The sequence below is a fragment of the Chryseobacterium sp. W4I1 genome (genome assembly GCF_030816115.1).
GTDB lineage: Bacteria > Bacteroidota > Bacteroidia > Flavobacteriales > Weeksellaceae > Chryseobacterium.
Genome location: NZ_JAUSXQ010000001.1, coordinates 2,144,791 through 2,159,555, shown reverse-complemented (window position 1 = coordinate 2,159,555; position 14,765 = coordinate 2,144,791). Strand labels below are relative to the sequence as shown.

Annotated in this window: 14 protein-coding genes and 1 pseudogene; 6 read left to right on the top strand and 9 right to left on the bottom strand. The window is 36.6% G+C overall.

Annotation, left to right across the window (positions count from 1 at the left end; translation table 11 throughout):
* Window positions 1–626 precede the first annotated feature (626 nt).
* A complete protein-coding gene (gene gcvP / locus QF044_RS10045) occupies window positions 627–3,485 on the top strand; it encodes an aminomethyl-transferring glycine dehydrogenase (protein WP_307266437.1) in 2,859 nt (952 codons plus the stop codon).
* A 68-nt stretch (window positions 3,486–3,553) separates the two neighbouring features.
* Here gcvP and QF044_RS10040 read toward each other — a convergent pair whose 3' ends face one another.
* The 3 genes from QF044_RS10040 to QF044_RS10030 form a co-directional block, all read right to left on the bottom strand.
* Complete coding sequence (locus tag QF044_RS10040) at window positions 3,554–3,721, bottom strand: hypothetical protein (RefSeq protein WP_307266435.1); 168 nt, start codon at window positions 3,719–3,721, stop codon at window positions 3,554–3,556.
* A gap of 126 nt (window positions 3,722–3,847) precedes the next feature.
* Window positions 3,848–4,165: a nuclear transport factor 2 family protein gene (locus QF044_RS10035; RefSeq protein WP_307266432.1), complete on the bottom strand. Its 318-nt coding sequence runs from the start codon at window positions 4,163–4,165 to the stop codon at window positions 3,848–3,850.
* A 64-nt stretch (window positions 4,166–4,229) separates the two neighbouring features.
* On the bottom strand, window positions 4,230–5,024 hold the full coding sequence (locus QF044_RS10030) for an SDR family oxidoreductase (RefSeq protein WP_307266430.1): 795 nt from the start codon (window positions 5,022–5,024) through the stop codon (window positions 4,230–4,232).
* Between the two features lie 124 nt (window positions 5,025–5,148).
* Between QF044_RS10030 and QF044_RS10025 the strand changes: the two genes are divergently transcribed.
* Window positions 5,149–5,517: a helix-turn-helix domain-containing protein gene (locus tag QF044_RS10025; protein ID WP_307266427.1), complete on the top strand. Its 369-nt coding sequence runs from the start codon at window positions 5,149–5,151 to the stop codon at window positions 5,515–5,517.
* Between the two features lie 21 nt (window positions 5,518–5,538).
* Here QF044_RS10025 and QF044_RS10020 read toward each other — a convergent pair.
* Both QF044_RS10020 and QF044_RS10015 read right to left on the bottom strand, forming a co-directional pair.
* Window positions 5,539–6,271 (bottom strand): annotated as a pseudogene (locus QF044_RS10020) (YggS family pyridoxal phosphate-dependent enzyme).
* Window positions 6,268–6,987, bottom strand: a complete 720-nt coding sequence (locus tag QF044_RS10015; RefSeq protein WP_307266426.1) for an AAA family ATPase — start codon at window positions 6,985–6,987, stop codon at window positions 6,268–6,270. Before QF044_RS10015 ends, QF044_RS10020 begins: the two are co-directional and overlap by 4 nt.
* A gap of 1,218 nt (window positions 6,988–8,205) precedes the next feature.
* On the opposite strand from QF044_RS10015, the gene QF044_RS10010 reads away from it, so the two are divergent.
* Window positions 8,206–8,541: a multidrug efflux SMR transporter gene (locus QF044_RS10010; protein WP_307266423.1), complete on the top strand. Its 336-nt coding sequence runs from the start codon at window positions 8,206–8,208 to the stop codon at window positions 8,539–8,541.
* Between the two features lie 160 nt (window positions 8,542–8,701).
* On the opposite strand, the gene QF044_RS10005 is transcribed toward QF044_RS10010, so the two are convergent.
* Window positions 8,702–9,130 (bottom strand): hypothetical protein, encoded by a 429-nt coding sequence (locus QF044_RS10005; protein WP_307266421.1) that lies wholly within the window; start codon window positions 9,128–9,130, stop codon window positions 8,702–8,704.
* Window positions 9,131–9,326: 196 nt separating this feature from the next.
* Here QF044_RS10005 and QF044_RS10000 point away from each other — a divergent pair, with 196 nt between their 5' ends.
* Window positions 9,327–10,403, top strand: a complete 1,077-nt coding sequence (locus QF044_RS10000) for a sensor histidine kinase (RefSeq protein ID WP_307266419.1) — start codon at window positions 9,327–9,329, stop codon at window positions 10,401–10,403.
* Complete coding sequence (locus QF044_RS09995) at window positions 10,400–11,125, top strand: LytTR family DNA-binding domain-containing protein (RefSeq protein WP_307266416.1); 726 nt, start codon at window positions 10,400–10,402, stop codon at window positions 11,123–11,125. Before QF044_RS10000 ends, QF044_RS09995 begins: the two co-directional genes overlap by 4 nt.
* Window positions 11,126–11,169: 44 nt before the next feature.
* On the opposite strand, the gene QF044_RS09990 is transcribed toward QF044_RS09995, so the two are convergent.
* Both QF044_RS09990 and QF044_RS09985 read right to left on the bottom strand, forming a co-directional pair.
* Entirely contained in the window at window positions 11,170–11,796 is a 627-nt protein-coding gene (locus QF044_RS09990; RefSeq protein ID WP_307266413.1) for a bifunctional 2-polyprenyl-6-hydroxyphenol methylase/3-demethylubiquinol 3-O-methyltransferase UbiG, read from the bottom strand.
* A 155-nt stretch (window positions 11,797–11,951) separates the two neighbouring features.
* Window positions 11,952–12,686 (bottom strand): DNA-formamidopyrimidine glycosylase family protein, encoded by a 735-nt coding sequence (locus QF044_RS09985; protein ID WP_307266410.1) that lies wholly within the window; start codon window positions 12,684–12,686, stop codon window positions 11,952–11,954.
* A gap of 70 nt (window positions 12,687–12,756) precedes the next feature.
* On the opposite strand from QF044_RS09985, the gene QF044_RS09980 reads away from it, so the two are divergent.
* Window positions 12,757–14,112, top strand: coding sequence for a deoxyguanosinetriphosphate triphosphohydrolase (locus QF044_RS09980; RefSeq protein WP_307271988.1), 1,356 nt, complete (start codon window positions 12,757–12,759; stop codon window positions 14,110–14,112).
* A 67-nt stretch (window positions 14,113–14,179) separates the two neighbouring features.
* On the opposite strand, the gene QF044_RS09975 is transcribed toward QF044_RS09980, so the two are convergent.
* Window positions 14,180–14,527, bottom strand: a complete 348-nt coding sequence (locus QF044_RS09975; RefSeq protein ID WP_047451477.1) for a DUF4377 domain-containing protein — start codon at window positions 14,525–14,527, stop codon at window positions 14,180–14,182.
* Window positions 14,528–14,765: the final 238 nt, after the last annotated feature.

The window sequence follows — 14,765 nt, the reverse complement described above, 5'->3', positions numbered from 1 at the left end:
TTCTTGCACCTTTTTCCTTTCTTGAATTTCTTACAGCACGATTTTTTTTCGCACAACATATCTTCATTATTGAATGCAAATACAGGAGATAATGGCGGTACTTTAAACGGGACAATCATATTCATGTTGCAAATATATTAATTTAGAATAAATATAATTAATAAAAAATCATAAATATTGCAATAGCTGATAATCAACAGGTTCATGGGTAATTGAAGTCGTGTTTCCTTAAAAAAAATTAAGTTTTATATTTTTAAATATTCCAAATAAGGCCTTTCTTCGTGTCATTAAAGCCTGAATCCTGACAGACGATAAATTTTTTTACAGACAGTTTCAGATTGATATGAATGGCTTACTGATGAGCATGAATAGACCAGCTGATATTGGCTGGTTTTACAGATACTTAATGCAGTCATAAGTATTATTATGAATTTAATAAAATGACAATGACGGATACAACCAGAGTTAGCTGTTTAATTTTACTCAACACGAGCTTTCCAAATCATTTTCTTTAAAACAAATATCATATTTTCGTTATTCTTTCGGCAATTTTCAACTGTTGTACAATCGTTTAAAAAAATGTAATTTTACGAATCTTTTTTACGAACAAAATCTAATAAATAAAAATGAATACAGAACAGTTTGTGAGCCGTCACATTTCCCTTAATGAAGCCGATAAACAGGCGATGTTGGAAAGATTGGGCGTTTCAAGTATTGAAGAACTAATTTCTCAGACTATTCCTTCTTCTATCCGACTAGAAAAGGATCTTGAGATCTCTGCACCGCTTTCAGAATACGAGATGCTGAACCATTCAAAAGAATTGGCATCGAAGAATACTGATTATACGAGCTATATTGGTTTTGGATACCACAATACACTTTTGCCATCAGCTATTCAAAGGAATATCTTTGAAAACCCAAGCTGGTATACCGCTTATACCCCTTATCAGGCAGAAATTGCACAAGGAAGATTAGAAGCGCTTCTTAATTTCCAGACTGTAGTGTGTGACCTTACAGGTTTTGGGCTGGCAAATGCTTCTCTTTTGGATGAATCTACTGCTGCTGCTGAAGCTATGCACATGTTCTTTAACAACAGAACAAAAGATCAGAAGAAAGCCAATGCAAACAAATTCTTTATTTCTGACCTTGTTTTACCACAGACCGTTTCTGTCCTTAAAACAAAAGCAGAAGGATTGGAAATTGAAGTGGTAGTGGGAGATCACAAAACCCATCCGTTTGACGATTCTTATTACGGTGTTCTATTACAATATCCGGGTAAAAACGGGATCGTACTAGATTATACGGAAGATATCGTAGAATACAAAAAAATAGATCTTCAGGTAGCGGTAGCTTGTGACCCGATGGCTTTGGTTAAACTAAAATCACCCGCTTCTATGGGAGCTGACTGTGCGGTTGGAACCACTCAGAGATTCGGTATTCCATTAGGATACGGAGGTCCTCATGCTGCATTTTTCTCTTGCAAAGAAGATTACAAAAGAGATATTCCGGGAAGAATTATCGGAGTTTCTCAGGATATGTACGGAAAACGTGCACTGAGAATGGCTTTACAGACCAGAGAACAGCATATTAAGAGAGAAAGAGCAACTTCAAACATTTGTACTGCTCAGGTTCTTTTAGCTGTAATGGCTGGAATGTATGCCGTTTATCACGGTCCTAAAGGATTAAATTACATTGCAGATCAGATCCACTTTAAGGCTAATGCTCTGAAAGGAGGTCTTCAGGCTTTAGGATACCAGACTGTTGAAGAGCCGATCTTCGATACAGTGAAAATCGCAATGAGTGAAGATGAAAAAGGAAGATTGTCAAGAATGATGCTTGATCATAAAATCAATCTGAACTATTTCACAGAAGGCGTTGTAAGCATTGCAATCAATGAAAGTACGACATTGGATAAATTAAATGTTCTGATGGCTTCTTTCGCTCAGTTTAAAGATAAGCAGACCTTCAAATTAGAAATTAAAGAAGGATACAGTATTCCTGAAGAGAATTTAAGAAAAGACGAAATTCTTACAGAAAGCGTATTCAACAAATACCATACTGAAACGGAATTGATGCGTTACATCAAACGTTTGGAAAGAAAAGATTTATCATTAACCCATTCAATGATCTCTCTTGGTTCTTGTACAATGAAACTGAACGCTGCGACTCAGATGTTACCACTTTCGTGGGATAATTGGGGAGCTGTTCATCCATTTGTACCGGTAGACCAGGCGGGAGGTTATCAGGAAATGATCAAAGAATTAGAGAAAGATTTAGCTGAAATCACTGGTTTCGCTGGAACTTCTCTTCAGCCAAACTCTGGAGCTCAGGGAGAATATGCAGGATTGATGGTGATCAGAGAATATCACATTTCAAGAGGCGAAGGTCACAGAAATGTAGTATTGATCCCTCAGTCGGCACACGGAACCAACCCGGCTTCTGCAGCAATGGCAGGAATGAAGATCGTTGTCGTGAAAAACCTTGCAAACGGAGAAATTGATTTCGAAGATTTAAAGGCTAAAACAGAGCAGCATTCTGAAAACCTATCTTGTGTGATGATCACATATCCGTCTACTTACGGATTCTTTGATGCCAACATTATTGAAATTACAAACCTGATTCACCAGCATGGAGGACAGGTGTATATGGACGGTGCCAATATGAACGCTCAGGTAGGATTCACAAGTCCTGGAAACATTGGAGCAGACGTTTGTCACCTGAATCTACACAAAACTTTTGCTATTCCTCACGGAGGTGGAGGTCCTGGAGTTGGCCCAATCTGTGTTGCTAAACACCTGGTTCCTTTCCTTCCTTCCAATGCCAATATCAGAGTCGGTTCTAAAGAAGCGATCGACGGTATCTCTGCAGCACCTTACGGTTCAGGATTGATCCTTAATATTTCTTACTCTTACATCAAGATGTTAGGAACAGACGGATTGAAAAAAGCGACAGGGCATGCAATCATGAATGCGAATTACCTTAAAGAAATTTTAGCAGAGCATTTCCCGATCTTATATTCAAACGAGAACGGAAGAGTCGCTCACGAATGTATTGTAGACTTCCGTCAGTTCAAAACTTTAGGAATTGAAGTCGCTGATGTAGCGAAGAGACTGATGGACTATGGATTCCATGCACCTACCGTTTCTTTCCCTGTAGCAGGAACATTAATGATTGAGCCTACAGAATCTGAAAGCAAGTCTGAAATCGACCGTTTTGCAGAAGCATTGATCTCTATTAAAAGAGAAATTGATGAGATTGCCAACGGGGAAGCAGATCAGGCGAATAACGTGCTTAAAAACGCTCCTCACACTGAACAATTGGTAATCTCTGATTCTTGGGACAAACCATACAGCAGAGAAAAGGCAGCTTATCCGCTGGAGTGGGTAAGAGACCACAAATTCTTTGCTTCTGTATCAAGAGTGGATGAAGCTTACGGAGACAGAAACTTAGTATGTACCTGTGAGCCGATTGAAGCTTATATGTAATCATTTACAATTATATAAAAAAACACCCGTTTAGCATCTAAACGGGTGTTTTTTTATTATTTTGTTTACTACCTTCTTCGATAGCTGTATGCTACAAGAAGTGCTATAGCCATGGTACCAAAAGTTACCATTGAAACTGTTTTAATTGATACTTCCTCACTGTCCTGTGCCTGTGTTGTATTATGATACTTATCACATGAAGACAATAATACTGCTGTCATAAACAGACAGCCCAAGAGTAATTTTTTAATCATAAAATGTATTTGTTTGGTTTTAAATATTTTACGATCAAAAAAGATACCGAAGAAGCTATTTTAATGAGGATTCTGTATGTAATAAATAGGAAATTTACTTTGATTCTTTTAGCCCGTAATCTTCAAAGACTCAATAAGTCCCTCACTGAACTCAAAATGGTATTTCAAAATCACCGGACTTCCGGGAAAGTTACCAGAGATTTCCGCTGACAAAACATGGCCTGTCTCATTATAGCCCAGAGGTTTCATGCTGGCTTTATATTCTTTATTGGCAGTATCAATCCAGTTTTGTATTTCTGTTTTTCCCTTGTGGGTTTTGCCTTCGTCATGTACGACGGCAGTTTCAGTAAAACAGTCTGCATAGGCATGGCTATCAAATTCGTTTTGGGCTTTCACTAATTTTGAAACGATGTTTGGTAAATTCATTTTATCTGTTTTTAAATTGTTGTCTTTGGTTTTAATTCTTTTAATGCAAAGAGTGCACTCTCCATTAAACAGTAGGTATAGTCCCGCCGTCAATCACATATTCTGTTCCGGTGAGGTAACTTGCTCTCGGAGAAACGAGAAAGCCTACCAGTTCAGCCACTTCTTTTGGTTGTGCGGGTCTTCCGAATGGGATTCCGCCAAGGGCATTCATGACACTTTGAGTGGCTTCTTCGATGGTGAAGTTATTGCTCTCGGCAATTCGTTGCATCATTCTTTCCGAGGCAGTGGTCATGATCCAGCCGGGTGATACGGTTAAAATGCGAATGCCTTTTGAGGCAACTTCATTGGATAAACTTTTACTGTAATTAAGCAAGCCTGCTTTGGCAGCGGCATAGGGAAGTGTGCTGTCATATAAAGGTAACCTTGCCTGAATAGAAGCAATATGAATGATGACACCGGTTTTTCTTTCGATCATCTGCGGTAAAAATCCGCGGTCTAATCGTACCGGCGAAAGGAGATTGGTCTGTATTGATTGAAGCCAATCGTCATCGGTTAATACTGTAAAGCCACCACCTTTGGTTTCCGAACCTCCGAGATTGTTGACGAGGATATCCAGTTTTCCGAATTGTTGTAGCACTTCATTCACCACTTTTTGAGTTCCCTGAGCAATACTGAGGTCTGCTGAAATAAAGTGCAAACCAGGATTTTCTTCTTCAGGTGGATTCCTTGCTGTGATGATAACAGTTGCTCCTGCATTGAGCAGTCTTTCTGCGATGGCTTTTCCTGCCCCTTTTGTACCACCAGTGATGAGAGCGGTTTTACCCATCAGTTCGTTGTTGAAATTGAATTGATTTTCCATTTCTTTAATTGTTTGGTACAAATTTCTGAAGTATCACCATTTCAGGCAATAAGGGAAAATCGAATGGCATAGGGATAATTTTTTCCCTATTGCCTGTTTTGGAAGATTGGGCTAATTTTACATAATGCATGAAAGAAAAATTCCCCTGAACTTAAATTGCGGCCTGGACCTGACCGCTGAGGTGCTTTACGGTAAATGGAAAATCCGTTTACTGTGGTTTATCAATGAAGGTCATCTTCGCCCAAGTGAACTGCAGCGTAAAATTCCCGATGCTTCCCGCCGGGTATTGAATATTCAGCTGAAAGAACTGGAAGAGCACGGGTTGGTTTCAAAGATTGTTTATGCACAGGTCCCTTTAAAAGTAGAGTATAGTCTCACAGCTTTTGGTAAAACGCTGATTCCTGTTATTTCTGCATTGGGAAACTGGGGTGATGAGCATGAAGAACGTTTGCGGGAAGCTATTTTGAAGAGATCAGGGAAAGAACAGGAATAGCAAGAACTTGTTTTTTTGTAACTATTTCCCTTCATTCCAATAATAAGAATCCGGATATACCCTCGCGCCAAAAACAGCCGTTCCCACCCTCACAATCGTTGCTCCCTCTTCAATGGCAGTTTCCAGATCACCGCTCATTCCCATGGAAAGTTCTTTCATTTCTACGTTTGGAATATTCTGCCGGATAATCTCCTGCTGCAGATTTTTAAGGATCTTAAAGCACTGTCGTACTTTCTCTGTTTCTGCACTGAAAAGGCCAATGGTCATCAATCCTTTGATCTTTAATGTACTGAATTCAGAAACTTTACGGGTGAGTGGTATAGCATCTTCCGGAGGTACCCCAAACTTACTTTCTTCATCAGATGTGTTGACCTGGATAAGAACGTCTATCGTTTTTCCCTCCGATATCAGGCGCTGATGAAGTTTTTCGGCAAGTTCCACACGGTCTAGAGACTGTATACAAGACACATTGTACTTTAAAACGTCCTTGATTTTATTGGTTTGTAAATGACCGATAAAATGATTTTCGTGGGGAATATTTTTAAAGTTGTTCGTATTTTTCTTTTAACTCCTGGACTTTATTTTCAGCAATTAAGAGCTGTCCATTTTCCAAAGCTGTTTTGATGTGTTCTGCGGAGACCGTTTTTGTGGCCAGCAGCAATCTGACTTCATCGGGCTTTCGTCCAGCTTTTTCACATGCTTTATTTATTCTTTCATGGATAAGTTCAAGATTGTGGAGAATGTCTTCTTTCATGGCTGTGTAATTTGCCGGGCTTCCAGTTTTTTAATGAGTGCTGATTTTACGGCTGTAAAAGCATGATCTTTCGCTTCCGCAAAAGAAATACTGTATTTACGGTGTATGCTTCTCATGTCTTCAGGAAATTTTGCAAGAAGGTTATCATAAAAAGTATCCAGAAACTCAGCAGAAGGCATTTCGTAATTAATTCTGAGCTGAAAACGTCTCAACAAAGCGGTATCAATGATCTCTGCATGATTGGTTGCACAGAGGAGTAGGGCGTTTTCAGGGTAATAGTCGATCAGCTGGATTAAGGTATTTACCAGTCTTCTCATTTCACCTACGTCCTTATCATCACTTCCCCTTGCTTTTCCTATCTGATCCAGTTCATCCAGGAAAAGAACGGATCTTTCTCTGGCAGCTTTGTCAAATATCATTTTAATGTTCTGGGAAGTTTCGCCAATACGGGATGAAACAATATTGCTGAGATTTAAGACCAGTATACTTTTTCCCAAAGCATTGGCAACAGCTTTAGCGGTCATGGTTTTTCCACATCCTGAACTTCCTTGCAGAAGGATCTTATTGTTGACAGGAAGCCCATATTCCTGCAGTTCTTTGATATAAGTATGCTCTTTGATGAGTTGTGCGAGCTGAGCGCTGTTATTGCTGTCGAGAAATACATCCTTAAGGGTCACTTCCTCTTTATCCTGAATGATGAGATTGTACAGATTCATGCTGAAATTTAAAATAATTCTTATCCACACAAAGATAAAGCTTTATTGAATGATGGCAGGAATCTGAAATAGAGAATAAGATGCAGGTCAGGAAAATACACCGCAAAAAATCTGAATAGTAAATCACACAGTGGAATATTCAACTATTTTAAAATACTTAATAGAACGAACTTTATTCCGTTTACATAAAAACAGCTTTATCACGCATAGCCACAAGAAAAGCCGAGCATATTGCTCAGCTTGACTATTGGGATATATAAAATTTGCTATGAATTCTTTTCAGGAATTATGTTTTTGGGCCCTTTTACTCCAGTGAGTAAAAGAGCAGCATCTGAATGATCAGATTAAAAACATAAAACAATACAATTAATATAGATGTTCTATAGGCTGTTAGCTTGTATAGAACTTAGTTTCTTTGCTCTCTTTTTACTGTTGCGAAATAAGAAGCGAATACTACTACACATGTTGCGATTCCGATGTAAGTTACCATTTTGTTTTATTTTTAATTATTTGACTTTATTTTATCAATTTTCTAATTGCAATATTACAGTTTTCAAATCATGTGCCAAAGTAAATAATCATGATGTATATCAGTATGTTAAGTAAGTGATTGTTTAATTTTAAATGACTTTTTGTTTACAAAAAATTAATATGTTTTTATATAATTATTAATATATTAATTGCTTAATCTGTAAAAAAATAAAAAATTGACAACTGTTTTTATGCTTCTATATTGAAGTTGATAAATCAAAAAATAAGAAATGCGTTGCATAATATTAACTTTTTTGCATTTTTTCTAACGTCAAATTTTGGTTGACTAAAGAATTATTATGTTAATAAAAATTATTTTTCAAAGGATAATTTTGTGATAGGCATTTAAAAATGTGACACATTATATGACATCAATTGGGTTATTTTGTCACACAATTTAGAAATACTGGCAGAGTGTTAAGTAATGTTTGTCAGATATTTATGGCTAAAAATTTCTTCGATTCTAAAATTTATAAATGATAAACCGGTTGAAGCTATTTATCATTATGAAACTAAATAGTGAAAATTATTGATATTGGTTTGGGTTATTAACTCTTTATTTAGAGATTTAATAAAGATGAAACACGCAATGCGAATTTTATGATAATAATAGAATATGATTGATATTTTGACAGTGTGGTTTCTTTAAAAAGAAACTAATTTTATTATTTTTGTAGAAACATTCTTATGGGCCGCAGTTACATCTTTCTTGCTTTAGCAATCACATTTGAGATTATAGCTACCACTTTTCTGAAAAAATCAGAAGAGTTTTCAAAGCTTTGGCCCTCCGTAATTACAGTTGTAGGATATGCTGCTGCTTTTTACTGCCTGAGCATTACCCTGCGCCAGATCCCCGTTGGGATTACTTATGCAGTATGGTCAGGTGTAGGCATTGTTTTTATCACACTAATTGGTATCATCGCTTTTAAGCAGGTTCCGGATCTGCCTGCCATTATTGGGATTGCATTAATTGTGATTGGCGTAATTGTTATTAATGTATTTTCAAAGATGGGGACGCATTGATCTTTTTTAATTTAAAGATTTAAGTATTTAAAAATTGAAAGGATTCTTGATAAAATTCGATAGAAGTGAGCTTTAACCACTAACAGGAAAAATAAATCCGGACAATCTGCTTTAGCCTAAATTATTAAAATTTTAAATGCTTATTTTTTTTCTAATGGTTTTATTTTAGGGATTGGATGGCGGATTGAAAAAAATGAAACAAGAATATTTTGTCATAAAATATCTCTATACTGTTTTCGGTTATAAAATCAGCATGGAGGGTAGTGTCTGAAATAGGATCTTCTTCTACGAAGACAAACCAGATTTCTTTAAGCTGATGTCTTCTTTTAAACTCTTCAAGAACATTCCAGTCAACCGGGGCAGAATGTTTCAGGTCGTAAAATAAAATACCTTTTTTAATGCCATCTTCCTCTATAATATTAATAGGATGGCGGATATAGCTTAAAATCTTAATCTTTGAGTCATAACATTCCACAAAATGGTGCAGGTCGATCAGTTGTATTACTTTCTCTTCTTGCTGCGATTCTGTCATATAAAAACATTCTAAGGTTATTTCTTCGGTAAGTTCCTGAAAAACGGCTAATTCCATAAGCATAAAAAAAATTGAACAGGACAAAGGAAAAGAGAAATAGGTTTCACAAATTTATTTTTATACCAAACCGCTTTTATTTTATACGAAACCTCAAAGTTTTTAAATTGGTATAAAAAAAGATAGGGTTGGTATAATATTATAGGTGTTCTTTATGTTATTTTCTATTTTTGTCTGTATTAAAACACCAGAAATTATGAAAACCGACACAGAAAGATTTAAAGAAACGCTTGTCATGGACTTTCTGGTGGAAGACCGCTTCAGGCTCCGAAGACATGTGTTGTTCCTTGTTTTCTTTTTCTTTCTGCTGTACAGTGCCCGGTTTTGGCATTGGTATTCGGGAATCTATCAGTATTATATTCTGTTTTTCGTGTATACTGTACTGATTGCCATGGTATACATTAATATATATATTCTGGTACCTAAGTTCTTTTTTAAAACAAGATATATTACGTATCTCATACTGCTTGTTCTGATGGGCGTGGGCGGACTGAAAATGATAGGATACAGTTTTAAATTTTTCTTTGAAGATTTCAGAGTGGAAAATTTAAGGAAGGAAGGAGATAGGGGCAGCATCTATGAAGGCATACTGATGTGTATTCCCATTATTATGACCACTACTACGGTAAAATTACTTCAGAAATGGATCAATGATTCCAAAAGAATTACAGAGCTGAACAATATCACTTTACAGATGGAGCTGAATGAACTCAGGAATCAGATCAATCCGCATTTCCTTTTTAATATGCTGAATAATGTCAAAGCATTGACCAGAACAGATCCGGAGAAAGCCTCAGCTGTTATCGTTAAGCTTTCAGAATTTTTAAGGTACCAGTTGTATGAGAACGGCGAGGAGAAAACGTTGCTTGTTTCAGAAATAGATTTTCTGTCTAATTTTCTGAACCTGGAAAAGATAAGAAGGGATAATTTTTCTTTTGATATCCATGCAGAAACGGGAGACAGAAATGTAAAAAGCACTTTTATTCCTCCGAATTTATTTACCACCTTTGTTGAAAATGCCGTAAAACACAGTGTAGATATCAGCAGTACAGAATCCTATGTGAAAATTGATATTGAGGTTGAAAGTAAAACACTTTATTTTACCTGTAGCAATTCTATGAACCCGAGTTTGACAGTAGCCAATAGCAAATATGGAGGACTGGGGCTGGCTAATATTAAAAGAAGACTTGAACTTTTGTACGGTAAAGCATTCGAACTGAATATCATTTCAGGAGAAAAAGAATACACCGTTAATTTAAAAATTCCTGTATGAATTGTATAATCGTAGATGATGAACCGTTAGCAAGAGCAGAAATGCGTTCGCTGATTCATGAAATTTCAAAGACCGAGATCCTTGGAGAATTCTCCAATGCTCCTTCCGCCCTTGATTTTCTGAAAACCAACGATGTAGATCTTATTTTCCTGGATATTGAAATGCCAATGGTAACAGGACTGGAATTCGCAGAAATGCTGCCGGGGCAGAGCCTGATCATTTTTACAACAGCCTATTCGCAGTATGCTTTGAAAAGCTACGATCTCGATGCAATAGATTATTTATTAAAACCCATTGAAAAACAACGCTTAGAAAAGGCTATCGATAAAGCGGTTCTCTATAAAGATCTGCTATCTAAGGATACCGTAAAAAATACGATAGAATCCAATACAAAAGATTTTTTGTTTATAAAAGCAGACAGGAGATACTATAAGATCAATTTTACAGACATTAAATTTATTGAAGGTTTGAAAGACTATGTGGTTATTCATACCCAGCATCAGAAGCTGATGACTGCAATGAATTTAAAAACTATACATCAGAAGATTCCGTCAGAGTCTTTTGTGCGGGTAAGTAAATCGTACGTTGTTAATATGGATTATATTGATTCATTCGATAACCATAGTATTTACATCAATGACTCGGAAATTCCTTTGGGAGAAGTGTATAAAACGGCTTTTTTCATCAGATATTCAGGCGGATCATTAAATACTGAATCTTAAGTCATAATAATTCCGCCTTTTTTCTCCCGTGTCATTTAATCTTCTTATAGTTTTCGTCCTGTAAATCTTATAACAGATCCGGTTCCATTATGAAATACACCCTCATTCAGTTCAATTTCTTTTTCTTCCAGTTCAATAACTTCATAATCCGGGAAATCAGCTTTGATCTCATCAATTGAAAATAGGGATCCGATATCCTTCGGGCCGCCCACTTTTTCGTTTTTCAAAACATACTCAAGATGATTTTTACTGAAGGCTTCAAAAATAATTAAACCTCCCTTACGAAGATATTGGTCCAGAACTTTATGCATAAATGATTTCATATCTGCAGGGAAATGTGCAAAAATCAAGGCGATCACATCAAACTGTTCCGTATGAAAATCCAATGTTTCCAGTTCTCCCAATTGGTAATCAATCTTTACACCGTTGCTTTTTGCCAGCTGCAATGCTTTGTTTTTTCCTTCTTCACTGATATCAAATGCAGATGTTTTCCATCCTGATTTTGCAGCAAAAACAGCATTCCGTCCTTCTCCTTCGGCAGGAAACAAGATAGAACCCGGCTGTAGTTTTTCTAACTGTTCTTTTAAATAATTATTGGGTTCTGTGCCGTAAGCGAATTCCTCGCTGCTGTACCGGTCGTTCCATCTGTCGAGCCATTTGTCGTCGGTCATGGTAAGAATTTAAGTTTTTTGGTTATTGTCATTCGTCGAATAAATCAGAATGTATTTTATGCCTCAAAGATAAGATGTTTTCTACCTTTCTCTTGAACGGAAAAGCCAGTGGTCAAAATAGATTCTGTAAATAAGCTGTTAAAGTGAAATAAGGTTTAATAAAGCTTCTGGTCCTTTTCACAGTAGAAACTTCTTCTTTTTCCTAAACCGGTCTGTTTTTTAATAAGTTTCTGGCCGCATTTTGGACAGGTAGATTTAGTATGAACCAACCAATGTTTCTTTAAAACAAATTCCCGTTTCCATTCCAGAAAATCAAAGCTATAATTTCTGGATTCAGCAATCAGCTCCTTCTGTTTTTTTGGAGGTATATTTCCGAGCAGGCTTTCCGGCTGGATTCCAACTCTGAACAGGACTTCATTTTTGATAATATTTCCTAAGCCGGAAAAAATATCCTGATCCATTAATGCATCACAAACCATCGTCTCAGGTTTAGCTTTCAGTTTAGCTTCTGCTTTTTTAGGGTTCCAGATGTCACTCATAATATCGGCTTCCCAGTCTATTGCAGATAAAAATTCAAAATCTACCAATTTTACGGAACAGGTATAGAAATATAGGCTTCCGGTCGCAAAATGAAGAGAAAGGCGAAGACTTTTGTCCGGTTTTGTTTGTTCGCCAACACTGTAGGATCCAAACATCAATAAATGAATCCGTACAGCAAGACGATCAAAAACAAGATACGTCTGTTTTCCGAAAGTGCGGATCTCTTTCAAGGTTTGGCCGATCAGCGGTTCCTTTTCAAATTTAGCATTCCCTGACACTTCTGTCACTTTATTTCCGACAAAAGGCAGCAGGTTTTCTTTCATTAAAATTATAGATGGACCTTCAGGCATGGCTTTGCTTTTCAATAAAAGTTCAAATACTATTCCGTAAAAATAAAATTTGGAGTAATTTTGAAAAATGATGAATTTAAACCAGATTTTCACGAATCAGCGTACAGGAAATAATCCGCATACTAAAGCTTCAAGAACAGATTTTCAGAGGGATTTTGACAGAATTATCTTTTCTTCAGCATTCAGAAGACTGCAGAATAAAACTCAGGTTTTTCCTCTTCCCGGAAGTGTTTTTGTACACAACAGGCTGACGCATTCGTTGGAAGTTTCTTCAGTAGGCCGAAGTTTAGGAAGTATTATCGGTGAATTTATCTCTGATAACTATAAAAATGAACTTACGGAAGATTCCAAAAACTTCTATCTTCATAATTTGGGAAACGTGATTGCAGCAGCCTGTTTATGTCATGATGTGGGAAATCCTGCATTCGGGCATTCAGGGGAGGATGCGATTGCCAGTTATTTTGAAAGAAATGAAAAAGATCTGAAGGAAAAGTTCAATGAAAAAGAATGGGCAGATCTTGTTAATTTTGAAGGAAACGCAAATGCTATACGTGTTTTGGCTCAACGCCAGCAGGGAAAAGATGATGGTGGAATTCAGCTTACTTTTTCAACGCTGGCAAGTATTGCAAAATATCCGTGTGAAGCAGTTGCCAAGAAGAAAGGAATTATTCATAGAAAGAAATTCGGTTTTTTTCAGAATGAGAAAGATATTTTTCTTGATATTGCAAAGGCAACGAATTTAATTCTTGAAAACGAAGAGCCTTATATCTTTAAAAGGCATCCGTTTGTGTGGCTTGTGGAGGCAGCAGATGATATCTGCTATAATATTATCGATATGGAAGATGCCCACCGACTAGGAATTGTATCCACTTCAGACTGTGAAAACCTGTTTTTTGAATTGATCAAATCTGAAAGCGGTGATACAGACAAGGTGAAAAATAAACTGGCATCCATTTCTAATGAAAATGAAAAGATTTCTTATCTGAGAGCGAAAGCTATCAATGCCCTGATCAATAAATCACTTGAGATCTACAAAAGTAATTTTGAAACTATTCTTCAGGGAAATCTGGATAACGGACTCCTTGATATTTATAAGTCCGAAAATCGTGCTCTGCAGGATATCGAAGCGTTTTCAATTGAAAAAATTTACAATCATAAAGCGGTTGTGGAAATTGAAAATGCAGGCTACAATGTTATGTATGAGCTTCTGGATCATTTTATTCCTTCTATTCTGAAACCACAGGATGAGAGGAAATCTTATGACATAAAAGCACTGAAACTTCTTCCAAGACAGTTTGTTTACGAAGAAGGATCAGACTATCAGAAAGTGCTAGGCGTAATTGATTTCGTTTCAGGAATGACGGATAATTTTGCCACCGATCTTTACAGAAAAATCAAAGGAATTGATATCGGAATGACCGTTTAATATCAAAATATCAAAGGCAGATCATCATTAAATAAAAGCTCCCTGAAATTTCAGGGAGCTTTGTATATTATTTTTTGGTTTTGGAAACCTCTTTGATCAGGGTGTATTTGATGGATGATCCGTCGGCTGGCGGATTAGCAATCTTTTCCGTTTTTACTTTCAAAACATATTCATATCCCGGTTCATACGTGAATCCTTCAATATTGGTGTAGAAATTGGTCCAGCTTTCTGATGCTTTTTCTTTTACCTGCAAACATTTCATAGGCGCTACTCCAGTACAGTCTGCAGTTTCAGGTCCTACGATGAATGTTTTTTCATCAGCTCCGGCAGTGTTGGCCGTAGTGGTACATTGGGTCATTGCAAATAATGCTGCTGCAGGAAGTGCTCCCTTTAGAATAGTTGCTATAATTTTCATAAACTTATTTTAAAACTAAGGTGACAATTACTGTGCCGAAGTTTTTAACGTAATTTTTATACTGTTTTTTAGTTTTTAATGATTTGATTTATGTCCTTCTGAAAATTTAAAGAAAGAGAATCATTATTAATGTATACAACAAATTTTGAGATTGAAGTTGAGAACTACAAAATTTGGAAATAGGTTTGGGATTTTGAAATTTGGATTTAGTTTAGGTTTCGGCGGCCGGAGGCCGCCG

Coding starts and splice junctions, on each gene's coding strand:
- gcvP (WP_307266437.1), top strand. CDS start 627: ATGAATACAGAACAGTTTGTGAGCCGTCACATTTCCCTTAATGAAGCC.
- QF044_RS10035 (WP_307266432.1), bottom strand. CDS start 4,165: ATGAATTTACCAAACATCGTTTCAAAATTAGTGAAAGCCCAAAACGAA.
- QF044_RS10030 (WP_307266430.1), bottom strand. CDS start 5,024: ATGGAAAATCAATTCAATTTCAACAACGAACTGATGGGTAAAACCGCT.
- QF044_RS10025 (WP_307266427.1), top strand. CDS start 5,149: ATGCATGAAAGAAAAATTCCCCTGAACTTAAATTGCGGCCTGGACCTG.
- QF044_RS10015 (WP_307266426.1), bottom strand. CDS start 6,987: ATGAATCTGTACAATCTCATCATTCAGGATAAAGAGGAAGTGACCCTT.
- QF044_RS10010 (WP_307266423.1), top strand. CDS start 8,206: ATGGGCCGCAGTTACATCTTTCTTGCTTTAGCAATCACATTTGAGATT.
- QF044_RS10005 (WP_307266421.1), bottom strand. CDS start 9,130: ATGGAATTAGCCGTTTTTCAGGAACTTACCGAAGAAATAACCTTAGAA.
- QF044_RS10000 (WP_307266419.1), top strand. CDS start 9,327: ATGAAAACCGACACAGAAAGATTTAAAGAAACGCTTGTCATGGACTTT.
- QF044_RS09995 (WP_307266416.1), top strand. CDS start 10,400: ATGAATTGTATAATCGTAGATGATGAACCGTTAGCAAGAGCAGAAATG.
- QF044_RS09990 (WP_307266413.1), bottom strand. CDS start 11,796: ATGACCGACGACAAATGGCTCGACAGATGGAACGACCGGTACAGCAGC.
- QF044_RS09985 (WP_307266410.1), bottom strand. CDS start 12,686: ATGCCTGAAGGTCCATCTATAATTTTAATGAAAGAAAACCTGCTGCCT.
- QF044_RS09980 (WP_307271988.1), top strand. CDS start 12,757: ATGAATTTAAACCAGATTTTCACGAATCAGCGTACAGGAAATAATCCG.
- QF044_RS09975 (WP_047451477.1), bottom strand. CDS start 14,527: ATGAAAATTATAGCAACTATTCTAAAGGGAGCACTTCCTGCAGCAGCA.